Origin of the sequence: Corynebacterium sp. MSK047 (assembly GCF_030232285.1) — a bacterium.
Taxonomy (GTDB): domain Bacteria; phylum Actinomycetota; class Actinomycetes; order Mycobacteriales; family Mycobacteriaceae; genus Corynebacterium; species Corynebacterium jeikeium_D.
Window position 1 is genome coordinate 69,113 of record NZ_JASPJI010000004.1, and the last position, 20,902, is coordinate 90,014.

General features: G+C 58.1%; 25 protein-coding genes. 13 read left to right on the forward strand and 12 right to left on the reverse strand.

The window, feature by feature from the left end; genetic code table 11:
- Positions 1-284: 284 nt before the first annotated feature.
- Positions 285-1,343, forward strand: a complete 1,059-nt coding sequence (locus QP981_RS02380; protein WP_016423287.1) for a Cj0069 family protein — start codon at positions 285-287, stop codon at positions 1,341-1,343.
- Positions 1,344-1,408: 65 nt separating this feature from the next.
- Here QP981_RS02380 and QP981_RS02385 read toward each other — a convergent pair whose 3' ends face one another.
- Complete coding sequence (locus QP981_RS02385; RefSeq protein ID WP_016423286.1) at positions 1,409-2,011, reverse strand: Maf family protein; 603 nt, start codon at positions 2,009-2,011, stop codon at positions 1,409-1,411.
- 158 nt (positions 2,012-2,169) lie between these two features.
- Between QP981_RS02385 and QP981_RS02390 the strand changes: the two genes are divergently transcribed.
- A complete protein-coding gene (locus QP981_RS02390) occupies positions 2,170-2,382 on the forward strand; it encodes a helix-turn-helix transcriptional regulator (protein WP_048733637.1) in 213 nt (70 codons plus the stop codon).
- Between the two features lie 2 nt (positions 2,383-2,384).
- Entirely contained in the window at positions 2,385-2,927 is a 543-nt protein-coding gene (locus QP981_RS02395; protein WP_049193052.1) for a hypothetical protein, read from the forward strand.
- Between the two features lie 136 nt (positions 2,928-3,063).
- On the opposite strand, the gene QP981_RS02400 is transcribed toward QP981_RS02395, so the two are convergent.
- The 3 genes from QP981_RS02400 to QP981_RS02410 form a co-directional block, all read right to left on the reverse strand.
- The gene (locus QP981_RS02400) at positions 3,064-3,324 is read right to left on the reverse strand and encodes an acyl-CoA carboxylase epsilon subunit (RefSeq protein ID WP_016423284.1); all 261 of its coding nucleotides are present in this window, start codon (positions 3,322-3,324) and stop codon (positions 3,064-3,066) included.
- Entirely contained in the window at positions 3,321-4,949 is a 1,629-nt protein-coding gene (locus tag QP981_RS02405; RefSeq protein ID WP_016423283.1) for an acyl-CoA carboxylase subunit beta, read from the reverse strand. Before QP981_RS02405 ends, QP981_RS02400 begins: the two co-directional genes overlap by 4 nt.
- Positions 4,950-5,055: 106 nt before the next feature.
- On the reverse strand, positions 5,056-6,696 hold the full coding sequence (locus QP981_RS02410; protein WP_284857796.1) for an acyl-CoA carboxylase subunit beta: 1,641 nt from the start codon (positions 6,694-6,696) through the stop codon (positions 5,056-5,058).
- A 126-nt stretch (positions 6,697-6,822) separates the two neighbouring features.
- On the opposite strand from QP981_RS02410, the gene QP981_RS02415 reads away from it, so the two are divergent.
- The 4 genes from QP981_RS02415 to purE all read left to right on the forward strand — a co-directional run bounded on the left by QP981_RS02415 (position 6,823) and on the right by purE (position 10,059).
- Positions 6,823-7,680 carry a biotin--[acetyl-CoA-carboxylase] ligase gene (locus QP981_RS02415; protein WP_016423281.1) on the forward strand — a complete coding sequence of 286 codons (858 nt, stop codon included), beginning with the start codon at positions 6,823-6,825 and terminating at the stop codon, positions 7,678-7,680.
- 6 nt (positions 7,681-7,686) lie between these two features.
- Positions 7,687-8,148 (forward strand): PH domain-containing protein, encoded by a 462-nt coding sequence (locus QP981_RS02420; RefSeq protein ID WP_049171313.1) that lies wholly within the window; start codon positions 7,687-7,689, stop codon positions 8,146-8,148.
- A gap of 30 nt (positions 8,149-8,178) precedes the next feature.
- Positions 8,179-9,468 (forward strand): 5-(carboxyamino)imidazole ribonucleotide synthase, encoded by a 1,290-nt coding sequence (locus QP981_RS02425; protein ID WP_284857795.1) that lies wholly within the window; start codon positions 8,179-8,181, stop codon positions 9,466-9,468.
- 114 nt (positions 9,469-9,582) lie between these two features.
- Positions 9,583-10,059, forward strand: coding sequence for a 5-(carboxyamino)imidazole ribonucleotide mutase (purE, locus tag QP981_RS02430; RefSeq protein WP_284857802.1), 477 nt, complete (start codon positions 9,583-9,585; stop codon positions 10,057-10,059).
- Positions 10,060-10,079: 20 nt separating this feature from the next.
- Here the strand turns inward: purE and QP981_RS02435 are convergent, their stop codons facing one another.
- The 7 genes from QP981_RS02435 to rpmB all read right to left on the reverse strand — a co-directional run bounded on the left by QP981_RS02435 (position 10,080) and on the right by rpmB (position 14,597).
- Complete coding sequence (locus QP981_RS02435) at positions 10,080-11,690, reverse strand: FMN-binding glutamate synthase family protein (RefSeq protein WP_048733621.1); 1,611 nt, start codon at positions 11,688-11,690, stop codon at positions 10,080-10,082.
- A 53-nt stretch (positions 11,691-11,743) separates the two neighbouring features.
- Positions 11,744-12,469: a TIGR03089 family protein gene (locus QP981_RS02440; RefSeq protein ID WP_069359646.1), complete on the reverse strand. Its 726-nt coding sequence runs from the start codon at positions 12,467-12,469 to the stop codon at positions 11,744-11,746.
- A 47-nt stretch (positions 12,470-12,516) separates the two neighbouring features.
- Positions 12,517-13,452, reverse strand: coding sequence for an AEC family transporter (locus QP981_RS02445; RefSeq protein ID WP_147718946.1), 936 nt, complete (start codon positions 13,450-13,452; stop codon positions 12,517-12,519).
- A 165-nt stretch (positions 13,453-13,617) separates the two neighbouring features.
- On the reverse strand, positions 13,618-13,869 hold the full coding sequence (gene rpsR / locus QP981_RS02450) for a 30S ribosomal protein S18 (protein WP_005511410.1): 252 nt from the start codon (positions 13,867-13,869) through the stop codon (positions 13,618-13,620).
- Positions 13,870-13,883: 14 nt separating this feature from the next.
- Positions 13,884-14,189 (reverse strand): 30S ribosomal protein S14, encoded by a 306-nt coding sequence (rpsN, locus tag QP981_RS02455; RefSeq protein ID WP_005511414.1) that lies wholly within the window; start codon positions 14,187-14,189, stop codon positions 13,884-13,886.
- Positions 14,190-14,192: 3 nt separating this feature from the next.
- Entirely contained in the window at positions 14,193-14,357 is a 165-nt protein-coding gene (gene rpmG, locus QP981_RS02460) for a 50S ribosomal protein L33 (RefSeq protein WP_005511413.1), read from the reverse strand.
- Between the two features lie 3 nt (positions 14,358-14,360).
- On the reverse strand, positions 14,361-14,597 hold the full coding sequence (gene rpmB / locus QP981_RS02465; protein ID WP_016423274.1) for a 50S ribosomal protein L28: 237 nt from the start codon (positions 14,595-14,597) through the stop codon (positions 14,361-14,363).
- Positions 14,598-15,052: 455 nt separating this feature from the next.
- Here rpmB and QP981_RS02470 point away from each other — a divergent pair, with 455 nt between their 5' ends.
- The 6 genes from QP981_RS02470 (at position 15,053) to QP981_RS02495 (ending at position 20,124) form a co-directional block, all read left to right on the forward strand.
- The gene (locus QP981_RS02470; protein ID WP_005511390.1) at positions 15,053-15,319 is read left to right on the forward strand and encodes a type B 50S ribosomal protein L31; all 267 of its coding nucleotides are present in this window, start codon (positions 15,053-15,055) and stop codon (positions 15,317-15,319) included.
- Between the two features lie 21 nt (positions 15,320-15,340).
- Complete coding sequence (gene rpmF / locus QP981_RS02475; RefSeq protein ID WP_005511439.1) at positions 15,341-15,514, forward strand: 50S ribosomal protein L32; 174 nt, start codon at positions 15,341-15,343, stop codon at positions 15,512-15,514.
- A gap of 241 nt (positions 15,515-15,755) precedes the next feature.
- Positions 15,756-16,448 carry a response regulator transcription factor gene (locus QP981_RS02480; RefSeq protein ID WP_005511429.1) on the forward strand — a complete coding sequence of 231 codons (693 nt, stop codon included), beginning with the start codon at positions 15,756-15,758 and terminating at the stop codon, positions 16,446-16,448.
- Complete coding sequence (locus tag QP981_RS02485; RefSeq protein WP_070429951.1) at positions 16,448-18,004, forward strand: sensor histidine kinase; 1,557 nt, start codon at positions 16,448-16,450, stop codon at positions 18,002-18,004. The genes QP981_RS02480 and QP981_RS02485 overlap by 1 nt, the downstream gene beginning before the upstream one ends.
- 158 nt (positions 18,005-18,162) lie before the next feature.
- Positions 18,163-19,482 carry a S1C family serine protease gene (locus QP981_RS02490; RefSeq protein WP_016423271.1) on the forward strand — a complete coding sequence of 440 codons (1,320 nt, stop codon included), beginning with the start codon at positions 18,163-18,165 and terminating at the stop codon, positions 19,480-19,482.
- 96 nt (positions 19,483-19,578) lie between these two features.
- The gene (locus tag QP981_RS02495; protein WP_016423270.1) at positions 19,579-20,124 is read left to right on the forward strand and encodes a MogA/MoaB family molybdenum cofactor biosynthesis protein; all 546 of its coding nucleotides are present in this window, start codon (positions 19,579-19,581) and stop codon (positions 20,122-20,124) included.
- Between the two features lie 293 nt (positions 20,125-20,417).
- Here the strand turns inward: QP981_RS02495 and mscL are convergent, their stop codons facing one another.
- A complete protein-coding gene (mscL, locus tag QP981_RS02500) occupies positions 20,418-20,834 on the reverse strand; it encodes a large-conductance mechanosensitive channel protein MscL (protein ID WP_016423268.1) in 417 nt (138 codons plus the stop codon).
- Positions 20,835-20,902 lie beyond the last annotated feature (68 nt).

Sequence of the window (20,902 nt, forward strand, 5' to 3'; positions counted from 1 at the left end):
GTGGCGAACGGCGGAATAGTCCCCGGTGTGAGCGCTTTCCGACGGTCACAATTGCGTCCGCGGCCACCCCTGGGATACGCCTCACAGTTGGGGGTAAAAGGAGTGTTTTCAGCGCGCTTGGAGTCCAGGTAGTGCCCTAAAATTTAGCTGAGAGTTAGCGCAAAAACTGTGTTGATTCGTATCACCGGAAAATGGGCTGAAATAGGCTATCTGCCTGGGTATTCGCTGCGTTACGGAGACAATTGAGTGCCGGAAGTCCATGTATTTTCTTAAAAGGAGTGCCTGTGCACAAGAACATTGTTGTATTCGAGATCGAGGGCGGCTCGGACAAGTACTTCGACGGACACCGCAAGGACACCATGCCAATCGTCAACGCTATCCGCGAAGCCGGTTGGTCCGCTGAGGTCGTCTACTACCGACCGGAGTGGAAGGACGACCTGTACGACTATGTCTCTCAGAACTTCGACGGCTACATCTCCCGCGTAAACCCGGGCAACATCCCGGGTGGCGAGAGGGGCTACTTCGAGCTTCTGACCAGTCTCTCGGTCGCTGGTTTGGTTGGTATGTCCACCCCGGGCGAGATGATGGCCTACGGCGCAAAGGACGCACTGGTCAAGCTCAAGGACACTGACCTGGTTCCGTCTGACACCGCTGCTTACTACGACGTCGAGGCATTCCACAGCACTTTCCCGACCTCCCTGTCCTACGGCGAGCGCGTCCTTAAGCAGAACCGTGGCTCCACCGGATCCGGCATCTGGCGCGTGCGCATCGCTGACGAAGAGGTTGCTAAGAACGTTGAGCCGGGCACCCCGCTGCCGCTAAACACCAAGCTGAAGTGCACCGAGGCCGTGGACAATCACACCGAGACTCGCGAGCTCGGCGAGTTCATGGATTTCTGCGACCAGTACATCATCGGCGATAACGGCATGCTCGTGGACATGCGCTTCATGCCGCGCATCACCGAAGGCGAAATTCGCATTCTGCTGGTCGGTCCGCACCCGGTCTTCGTGGTTCACAAGAAGCCGGCCGAGGGCGGCGACGCTTTCTCCGCAACCTTGTTCTCTGGCGCGAAGTACACCTACAACAAGCCGGAAGAGTGGCAGGACCTCATCGACATGTTTGCTGAGGCTCGCCCGGTCATTGCCGAGAACCTCGGTGGCGACAATATCCCGCTGATCTGGACCGCTGATTTCATGCTGGCAGACGGCGAGAACGGCGAGGACACCTACGTTCTCGGCGAGATCAACTGCTCCTGTGTTGGCTTCACCTCCGAGCTGGATATGGGTATCCAGGAGCTTGTTGCTCAGGAGGCCATCAAGCGCGTTGAGGCTGCTAACAAGTAGTCTCAACAGCTAGGAAAACCGCACCAATTTGGTGCGGTTTTTGCTTTACGACGTCCTTGCGATGCCTACCGATTCCAGAACTGGGAGACCGAATAGCCGTAGCGATACAGAGCTCGGCGCACGACAGGTAGCGACAGTCCGATCACACTGGATGAGTCGCCATTGATGCCATCGACAAACCAGCCGCCTAGAGCCTCCAAGGTAAACGCGCCAGCGCACTTCAGTGGCTCGCCCGTCGCAGCGTAGGCACGGATGTCCTCTTCTGGGACTTCAGCGAAATCGAGGGAAGTAATCGCCACCTCAAGGTGCTCGCCCTTTGGTGTCACGACACAGTGACCAGTAATCAGCTCAGCCGTCCGGCCGCTCTGTTGGTGCCAGCGCTCAATGGTCTTTTCTTCCGTGTGGGGCTTGCCCTGCAACTGCCCGTCGAGAAGCAGCATTGAATCCCCGCCAATGACAATGTCATTGGGGTAGGCCGGAGAGGCAGCGTGTGCCTTGGCCTGCGCGAGTTCCTCGACGATGCGTACCGGCGATGCGTCCGGAAGGGCTGTGATTACGGCATCCTCGTCGACGTTGGGCGCTACTGTGATGGGCTCGATGCCTGCAGAGCGCAGAATGTGCAGTCGCGAAGGGGAAGTGGAAGCCAAGACGATTCGGGGGCTGCTCATAGTTAGTGATTTTAGTGAGGGCGGAATCGTAAAGCCTAATTTTTGTGGCAAACATGCGTGGGGTTGGCCCGATTGTAAGAACAGGCAGATTTTTTAGATGGCGGCTGCCTTCTAGTGATGTAAAGTAAAGTGGACATCAAGTTAAAGAAAGTACACAGATGAGTGGGGAAGAACGTTCGAACCAGGTCAGGAGATACCGACGCTGGTTGGAGCTGAGCCAAGCGGATTTAGCCGCGAAGGTGGAGGTCTCGCGGCAAACCATTGCAAATATCGAGCGGGGAAATTACTCGCCTTCGGTGTATTTGGCGTTGCGTATCTGCAAGGTCCTGGGAAAAACAGTCGAAGAAATTTTTGGTGAGGAAGGATACTGACAATGTCCTATGCGGATGTCGTAATTGAACGCAACAGCGCCACGGTGGACGATGAGTATCAGCAGATGTTGCTGCATAAGTCCTACACGTACGGGTTCACAATGATGATGTGGGCTAATTACGTGCTTGCAACGGTACTGATTTGGCTCATTCCAGAGCCAAAGATGGTGGGCGTGACAGTGGCAATCATCTTGATGCCGCTGGTTGGACTCCTGTTTTCGCAGCGGTGGTTGCGACGTCAAGTGCCAATGCCGAAGATTAATGGTCTTACAAAAGGCGAGATTGCAGCACTCGTAGCCGTCATTGGGCTGTGGCTGATTGGTTTTATCAGAGTGCAAATGCTCTCTGAGGCAAGCGCTGGTGGGGCACTATCGGAATCGTGGGGATTCATTGCCGGCGCTGTGGTGGGTGCTGCCATCGGTCTGGCGTTTGTGTATTTCCTGTTCAAGGTGGTGTGGCCGGTAGCTCGCAACCGTGATCAGCGTCGGCTGGACCGGGAGCTCGATGACGAGTTTGATGGCGAGTCGCTGGGTGAACAGCGCTAGTAATAAGCAGTGGTCAAGGCTAAGGCAGTAACAAAAACCAAAGCGCCACCATCGGAAAACCCGATGGTGGCGCTTTGTGCTAGCGAATCGACGCAGCTAGCGTGCGGTAACGACTACGCGGTAAGCGGTAGCTGTACTAGTAGAAATGGACGTTGCGGAACGTGCCCGGTACGTGCTGGTGCGGCTGGTGGAAACCCTCTTCCAGCCGACCCCAGTTGTTGCGCGGGCCGCGGTCCTCTGGGGCACCGCCGGCTGCTGCCATACCTGCGAACAAAAGCGCGAGCGTGGCGGTTTCAGCGTCTGACGGGTTGCCCTTGAGGACGGACATGAACGGTGCAGCCGGGGCTGTAGCGGCGTCCTTGTCTTCGGTTGCTGGGGTGTTTTTGGAATCGGTCACAGCGGAATGTTCCCATGCTTCTTGGCGGGTACGTTAACAACCTTGCGATCCAGCAGACGCAGACCCTCGATGATCTGACCGCGGGTCTCGCTCGGCGGGATAACGGCGTCGATGAAGCCGCGCTCAGCAGCCATGTACGGGTTGACCAGGGTGGCCTCGTACTCTGCCTCGTACTCCTTCTGCAGTGCGACGACGTCCTTGCCCTCGGCTGCAGCAGCCTTGAGCTCCTTGCGGTAGATGAAGCCGACAGCGCCGGAAGCACCCATGACCGCAATCTGAGCGGTCGGCCATGCCAGGTTGATGTCAGCGCCCATGTCCTTGGAGCCCATCACACAGTAAGCTCCGCCGTAGGCCTTACGGGTGATGACGGTAATCTTCGGGACGGTGGCCTCAGCATATGCGTACAGCAGCTTGGCGCCACGGCGGATGATGCCGTCGAACTCTTGGTTGGTGCCCGGCAGGAAGCCTGGAACGTCAACCAGCATGATGATCGGAATGTTGAAGGCGTCACAGGTGCGGACGAAGCGAGCCGCCTTCTCGGATGCCTTGATGTCGAGGCAGCCAGCGAACTGAATCGGCTGGTTGGCGACGAAACCGACCGAGCGACCTTCCACGCGACCGAAGCCGATGACCACGTTCTGTGCGTAGTCCTCCTGAATTTCCAGGAAGTCCTCGTCGTCGACCAGACGGGTGATGACGTCCTTGATGTCGTACGGCTGGTTTGGGGAGTCCGGAATCAGCGTGTCGAGCTCGAGGTCAGTCTCAGTGATGTTGTCAGCGATGGAGCCCTCGAACGGCTCAGCCTCCATGCGAGGAGCCTCAGCGCGGTTGTTGGACGGCAGGTAGCTGACCAATTCCTGAACGAAAGTCAGAGCGTCTTCGTCATCAGCGGCGGTGTAGTGCGAAGTACCGGAGGTGCTCATGTGAGTACCAGCGCCACCCAGCTCTTCCTGTGTGACCTCTTCGCCAGTGACGGTCTTAATAACGTCCGGGCCGGTGATGAACATCTTGGAAGTGCCATCGACCATGACAATGAAGTCGGTCAGAGCCGGGGAGTAGACGTGGCCACCAGCGCAGGCGCCCATGATCAGGGAAATCTGTGGGATAACACCAGAAGCCTGGGTGTTTCGGAAGAAGATCTGGGAGTAGAGGCCGAGGGAAACAACGCCCTCTTGGATGCGGGCACCAGCACCCTCGTTGATGCCGATAATTGGGACACCGGTCTTGATGGCCAAATCCATGATCTTGACAATCTTTTCACCGTAGACTTCACCGAGCGCGCCACCGAAGATGGCGCCGTCCTGCGAGAAGACACAGACCTGGCGGCCATCGATGGTGCCGTAGCCTGTCACAACACCGTCAGTGACAGGGCGCTTGGCATCGAGGCCGAAGTTCTTGGAGCGGTGACGTGCGAGAGCGTCAACCTCCACGAACGAGCCCTCGTCCAAGAGGAACTCGATGCGCTCACGAGCGGTCATCTTGCCCTTGTCGTGGACGCGGTCAATGCTGGCCTGGCCCATTGGAGCCTGGGTCTCTGCGAGACGGGCTCGCAGATCGGCCAGCTTTCCAGCAGTAGTGGTCAAATCCGGGGTTTCACCGGTTGATGTATTTGCGGCAGTCGTCATACCAACTAGTTTACGTTTCGAAAACGGGGGGAGGTAGTTGGGGGGCAATCGCTGTTAACAAAAGTAGGGGTAATGACTAGCTCGTTGTACAGCAAAAAGCCTGCTCTTACAGTGGAATATTGCCGTGCTTGCGCGCAGGCCACGGTACTTTCTTTGAAGTTAGAAGGCGCAGATTTTTTATCACCCGAGTTCGTGTCTCGGAGGGGAGGATGACTTCATCAATTAACCCCCGTTCGGCGGCGCGATAAGGCGTGAGCATGTGTTGCTCGTATCCCATTTCCAGTTCAGCAATGAGTTCTTTCACACTCTCGGGAGTGCCAAATCTATCGGCCGCTGGGTCTGCTGCGAGAGCTGCTTCGGTGGCGGTTCGAATCTCGGCACGATGGAGGAAGCGTACTGCGCCTGAGGCGCCCATCACGGCGATCTGTGCCGTCGGCCAAGCCAGATTTACATCCGCGCCGAGCCCCTTTGATCCCATCACGCAATACGCGCCGCCATAGGCTTTGCGCATGGTGACGGTGATTTTAGGAACGGTTGCTTCTGCATACGCATAGAGCAATTTAGCGCCACGGCGCAGAATTCCCTGGTGTTCTTGATTTGAACCGGGGAGAAAGCCGGGTACGTCTACGAGAAAGACGAGTGGAATGTTGAAACAATCGCAGGTTCGGACGAATCGCGCGGCCTTCTCCGCTGCATCGATATCTAGGCAGCCCGCGAATTCCATGGGCTGATTAGCGACAAACCCAACAGATTGACCGTTGAGACGGCCAAGGCCAATCACGACATTGGCTGCCCGGTTTTCCTGGATTTCCAGGAACTCCGCATCGTCGCAAAGCGCGTAGATGACTTCATGCACGTCGTACGGCGTGGATGGGCTGTCGGGAATGAGACTGTCGAGGGTGCGATCGAGGTCGGTGATTTCGTCACTGGCATCGGAATCCCAGCTGGGCGCGGGGGAGGTTGTGTTGTTGGGGAGGTAGTCCAGCAAATCGCAGACCCAGTCGAGTCCATCCTGCTCGCTAGTGGCGGTGTAGTGGGAGTTTCCGGCGATCTCCATATGGGTGTCGGCGCCGCCGAGCTCGTGTTGGCTGATTTTTTCGCCAGTGACTGTTTCGATTACGTCAGGGCCGGTGACGAACATACGGGAGTTTTCCTCCACCATGACAACGAAGTCCGTCAGTGCTGGGGAGTAGGCATTTCCGCCCGCACAGGCACCAAAAATGACTGAAATCTGCGGAATGACGCCGCTGGCGCGAACGTTGTGGTGGAACGTCTGGGCAATAAAGTCCAGTGAGACTGCGCCATCTTGGATACGGGCGCCGGCGCCTTCGTACATGCCAATAAGGGGGCGGCCGGTAGTGATGGCAAGTTCCTGAATCTTGACCATCTTTTCGCCGTAGACCTCTCCGAGTGCACCACCGAAGATTGTGCCGTCCTGAGAGAAGATGCAGACCTCACGGCCGTCTATGGTTCCCCAGCCGGTGATGATTCCGTCGGTCACGGGGCGTTTGGCTTCCATCCCAAATGTGGTAGTGCGGTGGCGGGCTAGCGCATCAAATTCGACAAAAGATCCTTCGTCCAGCAGGTAGTCAATGCGCTCGCGGGCATTCATTCGCTCAGTCAGTTTGAGCTTGTCGTAGCCTCGCGACCCCATCGGAGTCAGTGCAGCAGTGCGTCGGCGTAAAAGGTCTTCATTGAGAAAAGCGGTGGTGTGTTGCTCCGCCGCTAAACGTGAGGAAATAGTCATGTTATGGAATGTAGTGTTTGGGAAGGAAAATAGTAAAGCAGGCGAGCTGTGATGATTCTCACGCTGTCGAGCTCTTGAGAAAGGTCACGACTCAGTGAATCCGGCCATGGCGCTAGACTGCTGTGCATGACCAACCCCAGGATTGTTGCTTCCCGCAAGCCTCTTGACGCCACGCGTGTGCGCGCAGCCGCGCCGGGCTGGAATTCCATTGAGGTTGTCGAAACCACTGGTTCGACCAACGCTGATCTTCGGAAACAGGCGGCACTGGGGCAGGTGGCAGATCTCAGTGCGCTTATCGCCTCGGAGCAGACCGCAGGTCGCGGTCGACTGAGTCGTAGTTGGACGGCCCCGAAGGGTGCGTCCATTGCACTCAGCGCGCTGCTGCGCCCGGAAGGGCTCGCACCCGAGCAACTGGGTCTGTTGCCGTTAGTCGCGGGCCTCGCAGTTGTCGATGCTGTTGTGGAAGTTGCGGGTCTTGCGCCTGAACGCGTTTCCCTGAAGTGGCCGAACGATGTCCTGGTTGACGGTCGTAAGCTCTGCGGAATTCTGGTGGAGGCCGCGTCGCTGACACCGCCAATTCTCATTCCGGGAATCGGCATCAATGTTTCCCTGCAGGAAGATGAGCTGCCGGTGCCACACGCCATTTCGCTATACCTGGCGGGAGCGGAAAACCTCGACCGCGACGACATCTCCGCTGGTGTGCTGCGTGCGCTGGGACGTCGTCAAGCGCAGTGGCGAAAGGGCGATGCGGAGCTGCTGCGGGACTACGAGGCGGTGTGCGCGACCATCGGTTCGAACGTGCGCGTGGAGTTGCCGGGGGATCGCGTGCTGGTGGGCAAGGCGGTTGGCGTGCGTGCCGACGGCGAATTGATCGTCACCGATGAAGCTGGCACAAGTCACTTTGTTGCGGCCGGTGACGTGTTCCATGTTCGTGCCACTGACGGCGGCTATGCGTCCCCGCAGGCTGATTCGGAGCGGGGGTAGTGCTGTATGACCTTTCCCGATGATGAGTTGGACACGCGCGAGGCAATTCTGCTGGACACCAATCCAACTTTTGGTCGGCTGGTGTGGCCGCTCTTGGAACTCATGGTTATCACGGGCGTCTGCTGGTTGCTGATTGGTTTTATCGACGGCCCTGCGATTGCTCCGGGAGATTTGCAAGGTGTGCGTCAGCTGCTGCTCTTCGCGTGGCTGGGGCTTATTCTCTGGCGCGTCGTTCGTCCGGTACTAAGTTGGCTGGGGGAGCGGTTTGTACTGACTGATAGGCGAATTATTCTGCGCCGTGGCATTCTGCGCCCGCAGGTGGTCTCGATTGATCTGCGTTCGGTACGTGCGGTCAATCGCAAGGGCGGCGTGCTGTATCTGCACACCCGCAGTTTCGGCCCGCCGCTGGCTGTAGAAGATATTCCCAGCTCCCGCAAGGTGGCTAAGTTGGTCTCCCGGTTGACTTAGAATTTTGGGTCATAACCTACAATCAGGGGTGTGATTGCTTCGGATACCCCTGAAAACCCCACTAATTCCACTTCTGATTCCGCTGCAGCGCTAACCGCTGCGCAGCATCCCGCGCATGCTGATGGCGTGCCGGTTGTAGCGGTGATTGGTGACGGTCAGCTGGCTCGTATGATGCAGACTGAGGCCATTGAGCTGGGACAGTCCATCCGTTTGCTCGCCGGTTCGCCGGATGCTTCCGCGGCGCAGGTGTGTGCGGACGTTATCATCGGCGACTACCACGTCTGGGAAGATGTTGAACGCGCTGTCGCCGGTGCGCAGGCCGTGACTTTCGACCATGAGCACGTTCCCACCGAATTCCTCAACAAGCTGACCGAGATGGGCTACTCCGTTCAGCCGCAGCCGTCGGCGCTGCTGTACGCGCAGGACAAGCTACTGATGCGCCAGCGCCTGGAGGAACTGGGCGCTCCGGTACCTGCCTACGCTGCAATTGAGTCCGCCGAGGATGCCGAAGCATTCTTCGACCGCGTTGACGGTGCCGTCTGCCTGAAGGCCCGACGTGGCGGTTACGACGGTCACGGCGTGTGGTTCCCGAAGGACCGCGAGGATCTGCGCGCGCTTGTCGACGAACTGTTGGGCAAGGACGTGCCGCTGATGGCCGAGCGGAAGGTCGCGCTGGTTCGTGAGTTGTCAGCCATGTGTGCGCGCACACCGTCGGGTGAGGTCAATGCCTGGCCGGTCCTCGAGTCTGTGCAGCGTGACGGCATCTGTGTTGAGGCAATCTGCCCGGCACCAGGGCTTTCCGACGAGCTTGCGAGCGCGGCCGAAAAGCTCAGTGTGGCTATCGCTTCCGAGCTGGGAGTAACCGGCGCGCTGGCAGTTGAGCTGTTCGAAACCGTCGATGCTGACGGCAATCCGGAGATTTACGTCAACGAGTTGGCTATGCGCCCACACAACACTGGGCACTGGTCGCAGGACGGCTGCGAGACCAGCCAGTTTGAGCAGCACCTGCGTGCAGTCGCTGACATGCCGCTGGGCTCCACGCGACCGACTGCGCCGGTGACGGTAATGGTCAATACGCTCGGTGGCGATGAGGCCTCGGACGTGCCGATCTCGCAGCGCTTTGCTGAGGTATGGCGCCGCTTCCCATCGGTGAAGATTCACTGGTACGGCAAGGATTGGCGCCCAGGACGTAAGCTGGGTCACGTCAACCTGTGTGGTTACGACGCGAGCCCGGAAGGCATCGCGGAGACCCGTCGAATTGCCAACTTGGCTGCCGACTACATCGTTGATGGTGCGTGGGCAGACGGCTACACGGCATAAAACCAGCGCTGTTAAAAACTAGATTGCTATCTCAAGGAGACAACATTGGCTGAAGCAAACCAGGTGGCAAGCCCGAAGCTGGCCAACGCAACCGGTCCGTTGGTTGGCCTGATTATGGGGTCGGACTCGGATTGGCCGACCATGGAGCCGGCAGCTGAAGTGCTGGCTGAGTTCGGAATTCCGTTTGAGGTAGGCGTGGTCTCTGCGCACCGTACCCCGGAACGCATGATTGACTACGCAAAGTCGGCGGCTGACAAGGGACTGCGCTGCATTATCGCTGGTGCCGGTGGTGCTGCGCACCTGCCGGGCATGGTGGCGTCTGCCACTCCGCTGCCGGTTATCGGCGTGCCACGCGCGTTGGAGAACCTGGAGGGTGTCGATTCCCTGCTGTCAATCGTTCAGATGCCGGGCGGCGTTCCGGTGGCAACCGTCGGTGTGGGCGGCGCTAAGAACGCTGGCCTGCTGGCTGCGCGTATTCTCTCGGCCGGTTACCCGGAGCTCATTGTGGCGATGGAGAACTACCAGGCCAACATGCGCGATGAAGTTCTGGCGAAGGACGAGCGCCTGCGCAAGAAGCTGATGGGCGAGTAGGGCGCGCAACCAGCCCCGAACTACCCGCGCATGTGAACTGCGGGGTAGTGGAACGTGTCCGGGTCGGCAGTCTCCCAGGCTTCGGCCCAGTTGTGGAAGCGAGTTCCGCTCAGCAGCTCGCCTGGCTGCAGCCAGTTGTAGAGCTCCGCGTAGGTCTCACCGACCTGCTCATTGGTGCGCCGCAGCAGGTGGGACGGCCCCAGCTCAGAGAAGCTATTCAGGCCCATCGATGCCAATAGGCTAGCTGCTTCCGCGACCGTGGCATTGTGATAGTTGGCCACACGCTGACCCTTGTCATCGACATCGAGGGCCTTCCACAGACTCGGGTCCTGGGTAGCCACACCCACCGGGCAGGTGTTGGTGTGGCACAGCTGAGACTGAATACAGCCGGTGGCCATCATCATGCCGCGAGCCGAGTTCACAAAGTCAGCGCCGATGCACATGCGCTTCACAATGTCGAAGCCAGTAATGACCTTCCCGGACGCACCGAGCTTAATGCGATCTCGCAGACCGGCACCTACGAGCGCGTTATGGACGAGAATCAGGCCGTCGGTAAGCGGCAGGCCAACGCGGTCGGAGTATTCCAGCGGTGCAGCGCCGGTGCCGCCTTCAGCGCCGTCGACGATGATGAAGTCCGGGGTGATGTTCTCTTCCAGCATGGCCTTGCACACGGCGAGGAACTCAAGCTGGGAGCCAACACACAGCTTGAAACCGACCGGCTTGCCACCGTTGAGCTCGCGCATGGTGCCCATAAACCGAACAAGTTCACGCGGGGTGGAGTAGACGCGGTGGTACGGCGGGCTCATCACACCCTTGCCAACTGGTACGTGGCGAGTAGCCGCGATTTCCTCATTGACCTTGTGACCTGGCAGCATGCCGCCGAGTCCCGGCTTTGCGCCCTGGCTAACCTTCAGATAGGTTGCCTTGACCTGCGGAATCTTAGCCTTTTCACGGAAGAGCTCCGGATCGAAGTCGCCATCCTCGGTACGCGCACCGAAGTAACCGGAACCCAGCTGCCAATAGAGGTCGGCACCATACTTCAAATGGTAAGGGCTGATAGCGCCCTCGCCGGTGTCCTGTACGAAGTTGCCCAGCTTCGCGCCCTTATTCATTGCCATGACAGCGTTAGGGGACAGAGAGCCGAAACTCATGGCTGAGATGTTGAAGATAGACGCTGAGTACGGCTGGGCGCAGTCCGGACCGCCAATATCTACGCGCGGATCCTCGATGACGTGCTGGCTCGGCGCCATCGAGTGGCGGACGTATTCGTAGCCGGGCGCATTAATCTTTCGCTCAGTACCGAATGACTTCTTCGAGGACAGCCCCTTCGCGCGCTCGTAGACCACGGTACGAGTATCGCGGTCGAACGGAGCGCCGTCGAAGTTGCGCTCGATGAAGTACTGCTGCATCTCAGGGCGAATGGTCTCACCCATGTAGCGCAGATGGCCGATGACCGGGAAGTTCCGCAAGATGGAGTGCTTCTTTTGAAGCATGTCATAGATAGCCACAACATCCAGGAAGAGGATGAAGGCCATCAGAATCCACCACCACGGGCTCAAATCCCATACAGCCAGTGCACCCAAGACGTTGATGAGGGCGAGAATCGCAAGAATATATGGTCGGGTAATCACGGTTTCCAGGTTATCGCGACTACTTAGAGCGCTTCTCGACGGGACAGCTGCGACTAAATCACACGGGCTTTTTCGGCCGTAGAAATAGCAGTGACACGCTCGCTATCGCCACCGCGCACGACGACGGCAGCACCTCCACGAACCCAAGCCGACAGCACATTACGTGCCCATTTATCTGCGGTGACCTGTGAAGAATCAGGCACCAGCCAGCCGTCGGAAACAACGCGGGAACCGGTCGTGAGCTGCATCTCGTCCGCATAATCGCCAGCAGATGAAAGCAGTTCTGCAGCCGACTTCTCCCCAATAACGGGGGTTTGGTCGGAGTCCGGGCCTGCGCCTAGATATGCGTCTGGGTGGAAACGAACTTCCGGACCAAAGTCAATGACTCCCGGTGGAATATCATCACCGCATTCCACGACACCGCGGCCAAAGGGATCGTCGGTAAGCACTGCGATATAGGCGTCCGGAAACTTCTCCTCCCACGTGCTGACATTGGCGACCGTGGTGAAAACGACCAGAGGCTCCTCGTCGCTAACTGTGACACCAGCGCGTTCGCAGCCGAGGATGATGCAGGCGGACTGCCAGATCAACGGCAAGTCAATCCATGCTTGGTCTCCGGCGACGAGGTCGAACTCATCGTGCAGCATGTTGGCGATCTTGCTGGCCCAGTTGTCCAGGGTTTGGGCCGATAAATCGGTACGACCGCCGGTAGTTTCGTCATAACAGGTCAAACGAGGCACGGACGGGTCGGCCTCGAGAAGTGTCTTCAGAATCTCCACGCCTCCAAGGGTAACGAGATTCTCTCCAGGCCGTCGGGAAGAGTCCCCTAACTCAACAGCAGGGTGAACAACAGGACCGTCGGCAAGCAGGCGATTGTTGTAATCACGCCGCAGTCGCGCGCCTGCTCAAGGTTCCGGCCGAAGCGGGAGGCGAAGGTGTAGACGTTTTGGGCTGTCGGCAGGCCGGCGATAATCACAGCTGCCAGCAGCGCATGCCCGCTGAGACCGAAGACGAAATGGCCGAACAGTAGAGCGAGCGCGGGGTGGAGGAAAAGCTTCAGCGTAGACGCCACCACGACAGCGCGACGAGGGGAGCGGCCGGCTTCCATAAAAGGCATGCCATGCAGGCTGATACCGAAGGCCAGAAGTGCCATTGGCACCGCGGCCTGCCCCAATAGCCCCACTGGATGCGCTACGAACTGAGGTACGTCGATAGCAAACGCATTAATCGCAAGCCCCGCCACCGCCGCCAGAAAAATAGGGTTCTTCAGCGGTGCCATGATGACATTGCGCGGTCGGAAATGACCGCGGTTAGTGAGGATTTCCAGCACGGTCATGGAAGCGGGCGCATAGAAGGCAATCTGAAAGATAAGGGCAGGGACGACGGCGGTAGCGTCGTGAAGCACTGCGACAGCGATCGGCACGCCGAGATTAGCGACGTTGTTGTAACTCGACGACATCGCGCCGACCACAGCATCGGCGCCGCGCTGTTTGAACATGGGCGCCACAAAAATCCGGTAGAACGCCGCCGTGCCAAGCGCCGACAGTGCCGCGACACCAAACGCCGAACCGAAGACGCTCGCCGAATCCGCCGTTGCGAGAGTGTGCGCGAGCATGCACGGCATCGCGATCCAGAACACGACCATGTTCAGGGTAAAAGATGCCCGCTTATCGACGATCTCACTGCGCCCAAACAACCAGCCAACAATGATCAGTACTGCGACGGAACCAAAGCCGGTGAATATTTCGGTGAGAGCGGGCATAAGTGCATATTTTAGACAATAAAAAACGGACCCAATCCAATCCCCTCGGTGGGGAAGGACTGAGTCCGTTTTACGCTGTTATCGCATGTATCGTCATGCGGCCAGCGCGTAAATAAGGCCTTTCGGCGGGTGTTCGAATGATCGGCTCCCGCCGACCAGCCATCTTTAGCGGCTGGTGAACGGCAGGAGTGCCATCTCGCGGGCGTTCTTCACAGCGGTAGCGACCTGGCGCTGCTGCTGCGGAGTCAGACCGGTGACGCGGCGGGAACGAATCTTGCCACGGTCAGAGATGAACTGGCGGAGCAGGTTAATGTCCTTGTAATCAACCTTCTCAACGCCTGCGGCCTTGAGCGGGTTCTTCTTCGGGCGGCGGGACTGCTCCATCCGCGCCTTCTTGTTAGAGTGATTGCGCTTCATTGGTGCTCCTCGACTTACCAGCTGGACTTACGGACGCCCGGGAGTTCGCCACGGTGGGCCATCTCACGAACGCGGACACGGGACAGACCGAACTTGCGGAGGTAGCCGCGCGGGCGACCATCTGCAGCGTCACGGTTGCGGACGCGAATCGGGGACGCGTCACGCGGCTGACGGTTCAGCTCGTACTGTGCGTCCATGCGCTCTTCGTCAGTGGAGTGCGGGGACTTGATGATGCGCTTCAGTTCAGCGCGACGTTCTGCATAACGAGCGACGATTTCCTTGCGCTGCTCGTTCTTGGCAATCTTGGACTTCTTAGCCATGAATTAGCGCTCCTCGCGGAATTCGACGTGCTTGCGGACAACCGGATCGTACTTCTTAATGGTGATACGGTCCGGGGTATTGCGCTTGTTCTTACGGGTCACGTAGGTGTAACCGGTGCCCGCAGTGGACTTCAGCTTGATGATTGGACGAATGTCATTACGTGCCATTTTTTAGATCTTCTCCCCACGTGCACGAATCTGAGCAACAACAGCCTCGATACCGTACTTGTCGATGGTCTTCAGACCCTTCGGGGACACATTCAGAGTGATGTGACGCCCCTCAGAGGCGAGGTAGAACTTCTTACGCTGCACGTTGGGGTTCCAACGGCGCGAAGTGCGCCGGTGGGAGTGGGACACGGTCTTGCCGAAAGACGGCTTGCGTCCCGTAACCTGGCAAATCGCCGACATAGGGATTCCTTTGCTTCCTTGCCGCCCAATGCCGACATCACTGGTGCGCCACGCCGGACTATTGAATAACCGAGGAATCCACCTGGCCTTTTCCGGGGCGCTGCCCACTGACACTCGACGCTGAGCGCGTAAACGAATAACTAGACAACAGCGAGAGAATAGTTTACACACGAGTTGCGGGATAACCTAATCGCTGTTCCACTGTGGTTTTCTCGGTGCGACTCTCGAGTGTCGTCATAGAGTTCGTGCTTGTCGACGGGCGTTAGTGCAGGGCCCTTTTTTAATTTTCGGGCTCGAGCCTGTAAAATCCCTCGAGTGTCACATGCCGGTTTATAGAAATATTGACCCGGTGCGTGTCATTGTAAGTCGTGTTCGTACCCAACTCAGGCACGATTCTCTCACTCTTAGCTGGGGGAAAGCGACCTGAAGTTCAATCCTGAGGGAAACGAGAATTAATGAAGAAGGACATCCATCCTGATTACCACCCGGTGGTTTTCAAGGACGCAGGCACGGGTCACTCTTTCCTTACCCGTTCCACCGCCACCTCCGACCGCACTGTCGAGTGGGAAGACGGTAACGAGTACCCGCTGATTGTCGTTGACGTCACCAGCGAGTCGCACCCGTTCTGGACCGGTGCTCAGCGTGTCATGGACACCGCTGGTCGCGTCGAGAAGTTCCAGCGCCGTTACGGTAACCGCATTCGCCGCGCGAAGAAGAACTAAGAATAGGAGGGGAATAAGAAAATGGCAGTACCAAAGCGTCGCATGTCGCGTGCTAACACCCGCGCTCGCCGTTCCCAGTGGAAGAGCAACAACGTCGCTCTCCAGGAAGTCAAGGTAAACGGCCGCGTCTACAACGTTCCTCGTCGCATCGCCAAGGCTGTTCAGCTCGGCCTGGTTGACGTCGAGAAGTTCTAACACGCGTCTTTTAGGATGCTGACAACGTTCCTCGCTGAACCGCGAAGCGCTTCGCGAGCCCAGAGTGCGTTCAGTGCGTAAGGAACAGTTGATAAAGAGCTTTTTAAACCTCACCCCATCGCTTGTACTCGGCGATGGGGTGAGGTTTTTCAGTTGTATGGCCCAGTTTTTGCGAGCTCTCTCACGAAGAATCTGTGTCACATTTACACTCACCTTATATTTTCAAGGCACAATGGGCAGTATGAAGATTTTGGTAGTTGATGACGATCAAGCGGTACGCGAAGCGTTGCGGCGATCGTTGACTTTTAATGGCTACACGGTCGAGCTCGCTGAGGATGGCGCAGAGGCCTTGGAAAAGATCGCCAAGGATCGTCCGGATTTAGCCATTCTGGATGTCATGATGCCGAAGCTCGACGGCCTCGATGTTTGCCGTCGGCTTCGCAGCGAAGGCGATGATTTGCCGGTCATGATGTTGACTGCACGTGATTCGGTCTCCGAGCGCGTAGCTGGTCTTGATGCCGGTGCAGATGACTACCTGCCCAAGCCTTTCGCATTGGAAGAGCTGCTCGCTCGTGTCCGTTCGCTACTTCGTCGTTCTGCTCTGGAAGTGCCTGCGATGGAGGATGCCGCAACTCTGCAGTTTGAGGATCTCTCCCTGGACCCGGAAACTCGTGAGGTCTTCCGCGGTGAACGCCGCATTAGCCTCACTCGTACAGAATTTGCGCTGCTGGAATTGCTGATGAGCAACCCGCGGCGTGTGCTCTCCCGTACCGCCATTTTGGAGGATGTCTGGGGCTATGACTTCCCGACGTCCGGCAATGCGCTGGAGGTCTACATTGGCTACCTGCGTCGCAAGACGGAGGCAGAGGGAGAGCCGCGTCTGATTCACACCGTTCGTGGTGTCGGTTATGTGATGCGGGAGACCGCACCGTGATGTTGCGCCGTCGTCGTTCGACCGGCGGTGGCGTGCAATCAAATCAGCGTTCTGCCACGGAGGCCAATCCGGGGCAAGGTACCGTCGGTAAGCAAGAGAAGTCCGCGAATACTGAGACGATGGCAGGGGAATCGCTTCCCGGCCTGCCGCGGAGCTCGCGTATCCCTTCGCTGCGTTGGCGGCTGACTATTCTGACAGCGCTCATTGTGGCGATGTCGGTGGGGCTGATGACGCTGGCTGCATTTTTTACTGTGCAGGCAGCGCTATACCGCGAGGTGGACAGTAACCTCCGTAGCCAGGCGGAAAAGCTGCTGATGTCACCGTACGCTTCGGAGTTTGCCATTGGCCCCTCCTTTGAAGCGGACTCGAACAGGATTCTGAACCCCGATTTGGACGCGGTGTACTTTGCCCACGGCAGTGTGGCGGGCAAAGGCGGTGGCTCAATCTCTATTGGTGGCCCCGAACTTGCGGTGTTGCGGGGGAATCGACAGGAATCGATTCGCACCGATGAGTACAACGGCCGTCGTGTATACGCCGTCCGCTCCGAAGACGGTGCGACGCTGATCCTTTCTCAGGATCTGAGCTCGACGCAGTCGGTCTTGAAAGCGCTCAGTGCAGTGCTGCTGAGTATCTCTGCTATCGGAATCCTCTTCGCAATCGGATCAGGTATTACGGTGGCAACAACGGGTCTGCGCCCGGTCACTCGGCTGCGCATTGCTGCGGAGCGAGTGACGGAAACCGACGAGCTGCGCCCAATCCCTGTGGAGGGCGACGATGAGCTTGCACGCTTTACCCGCAGCTTCAATGAGATGTTGGCTGCACTTCAAGCGTCGCGCATTAAGCAGGCGGAGCTGGTTGCAGATGCTGGTCATGAGTTGAAGACTCCGCTGACGTCGTTACGCACAAATATTGAACTGCTGATGATGGCCTCCCGTTCGGGAGCGGCAATCTCGGATGAAGATCGCGCGGATCTGGAAGCTGACGTCATCGCACAGTTGGAAGAGTTGTCGACGTTGGTCGGTGACTTGGTTGATCTGGCACGCGAAGATGGCCCGCAACAGGTTATTGAGCATGTCGATGTCGACGAAATCATTTCCACGTCGCTGGCGCGTGTTGAGCGTCGTCGTCCGGATATTACCTTCGATGTGCAGACAGCTCCGTGGTATGTCTACGGGGATTCGGCGGGTCTTGGTCGCGCAGTTTTGAACTTGATGGACAATGCTGCAAAGTGGTCGCCAGAAAATGGCACCGTGCGGGTTCGTCTGACGCCGCTCAGCGAGGTTGTTGCTGAATTCACGGTGGCGGACTCGGGGCCAGGTATCCCGAAGGAAGATCGAGACAAGGTCTTCGAGCGTTTCTACCGTTCCATTCAGTCGCGGTCGATGCCTGGATCCGGCCTGGGCTTGGCCATTGTGAAGTCGGTCATCGTCCGCCACGGGGGTACGATTACTGCCGATGAGTCCGATGATGGCGGTGCCTTGATGCGAGTAACGCTGCCGGGCAGTCCGCACAGCGGAAAAGGTGACGACTCCGATTCAGCTCAAGAGCCTAGCTAGAAACGCATAACCCCACGTCAAAGCTGATGTAATCCCCGCTGCACGCGGCCTTTTAAGGAAGTGCGTGGCGGGGATTCGGTGTTTCATTCGGGGAATTATCGGCGAGACCGCAGACTGCTCTCAGCCAATTGTTAGACAGACAGTGCAAGGTATTACGTATGAGCAACTCTTTCAACGATTCCTCGCGGGGAGATGAGCGGGGACACTACTCCTCGCAATCTCACAACTTCAGCGAGAACCGTGCCATGGGGGATGCTGGTGAGACAAACCAGTTTTCTGTCAATGAGCGCGGCTGGGAGAATTCCCACTACAACACCATCCCGTCTCAGCCGAACGGCGCTTACGGAGGCGGTTCAGAGTGGGACGTTGCGGCCAATCAGCAGAAGACCAAGGGTGCCCAGGGGGCTAAGGGCATGGGGGCGCTGGCAGTCGCTGCCCTGATGCTGTGCTCGGCCGGTATCGGTGGCGGTGTCGGCGCATGGGTAGTTCACAACTCGCAGTCGTCGGCCCCCGCGGATAACGCGCTGGATAAGCCTGCGGAAACCCGTCAGGTAGCAGCAGCTGAGGGGTCCGTGGAGAAGGTCGCGCAGAAGGTCCTTCCCAGTGTCGTGTCCATCACCACTGCCTCGGAGCGGGGCACGGCGTCGGGGTCAGGTTCCATTCTGTCGTCCGACGGTCTGGTGCTGACGAATAATCACGTCGTCGCAGGCGCGGGTCCGGACGCACATATGGAAGTCCTGCTTTCCGACGGCACCACGCACCCGGCAACTCTGGTTGCAGGGGATGCGGCTACGGATATTGCCGTTATTCGAATTGAAGGTGTTAACGGGCTGCGCCCAATCTCGCTGGGCAACTCCTCGCAGGTTCAGGTTGGCCAGGAAGTGGTGGCCGTTGGTTCGCCACTGGGGCTGACCTCCACTGTTACGCAGGGCATTGTCTCCGCTAAGAACCGTCCGGTGACCGCCGCTGGTGAAGACGGTCAGTCCTCGGTCATTGATGCAATCCAGACCGATGCGGCGATTAATCCGGGTAACTCCGGCGGAGCGCTAGTGGACATGGAAGGCAACCTCATCGGTGTGCCCAGCGTGATTGCCTCTAACAGTGAGGCATCGGAACAGGCGGGCAGCATTGGCCTTGGTTTCGCAATTCCGGTTAATCAGGCTCGTCGCATAGCGGAAGACCTGATCGATTCCGGCAAGGCGCGGATGCCTGTCATTGGTGCCCAGATCGATTCGCGTCCGATTGCACGTGGTGCACTGGTGCGAGAAGTAACGCCAGGTGGCCCAGCTGATAAGGCGGGTCTGAAAGATGGTGACCTGATTACCAAGGTTGATGACCGCACACTTGACAACGGCGTTGCACTAATTGCGGCTATTCGGTCGCATCGGATCGGGGATTCTGTCACACTTACAGTTACAGATGAGCGAGGCGGCAACGAGCGAACGGTCGATGTCACCTTGGCAGAAGCCCAGGATTGATAGGCAGCGTGGTGGAGTGAGTACCTCACCATCTGTAGAAGAGTTTTCGAGTGAAACTTCGAGTGAAAAGCTGTGGGAGAAAGCGAGATAGAGCAGATGAGCGAAACCGTGAGTACTGAGCCAAGTGACGTCAACCTCGCTGAGATGGAGCGTCTTATCAACGACGACGGCCAGGTCCGAAATGCGTTCGTTGTCCTCGTGGGGGACCATTTCGAGAACCCGGATGGTGCGGCTTCGCTCATGGTTGAGCTGTTGGAAGAAGACGGCTACTCGGTCGATGCCGTGGTCAGCACTGGTGCAGTCAAGCGTGAGATCCGGAAGGCTCTAGATACCGCTGTTGTCGGTGGCGCAGATTTGGTCGTCACGGTGGGCGGTGTTGGAGTTGGTCCTCGTGCGAAGACTCCGGATGCCACTCGCAAGGTTCTTGATGTGCGGCTGCAGGGCATCGAGCAGGCTATTCGTAACTCCGGTATGGGAGCTGGCGCCTTGGATGCGGGGCTGTCCCGCGGTTTGGCCGGTGTGTCCGGTCAGACAGTGATTGTCAATCTCGCGGAGTCTCGCGCTGCAGTGCGCGATGGCATGGCGACAATTCTCCCGCTGGTCTCACATGTGCTTGATGACCTCTGCCGCTGGAGCGTCTAGGAATGGGCGACGCCAAACATCCCAATCAGCCCGAGCAAGAGCAAGAGCAAGCCGCGCCGCGCAGTGGCAGCCGTAGGCAACGTCGTCGCGCAGGTGCACCGGCGAAAAACTTTGCCCAGTCACGCAGTGCGAAAACTGCGCGCACAGTGCACTATCACGATGAATCCCCGGAGGATGCTCGTGATTTTGATGCGGACTACTGGACAAAACAGCGCCCACCCCATTGGGGATGAGCGCTGTGTAAAAAGCGTTAGTTAGCTTCTTATCGGAAGCTCGCAACTAGCAGCTAGAGGCTAGTTCAGCTCCGTCTTCGGCTTGCCGTTCTGCTCTGCCAGCAGGTCACGAATCTCAGTCAGCAGGTCAGCCTCGGTGACCTCCGGTTCAGCGGAGGTCTCCAGACGAGCCTCACGCATCGCGTTGAACTTGTTCATCGGAGCAACGATGACGAAGTAGACAACCGCTGCGACCAGCAGGAAGTTGATGACTGCGGTGATGACAGCTGCGAAGTCAAGGTAGGTCGACGGGTTGCCGCTGATGATTTCGAAGCCAAGGCCAGTGACCTCTGCGCCACCGATGGTGTTCAGCAGCGGCTCGAGCAGGCTGTCGGTGAAAGCAGTGACGATTGCGGTGAACGCAGCACCGATGACAACACCGACCGCCAGGTCGATGACGTTGCCGCGCATGATGAACTCTTTAAAGCCCTTAAGCATAGGAAATTTCCTTCTGTAGAAACGGAACAAACCAAACGAGACCTGTGAGTCATCGTGTTGCTCATGGC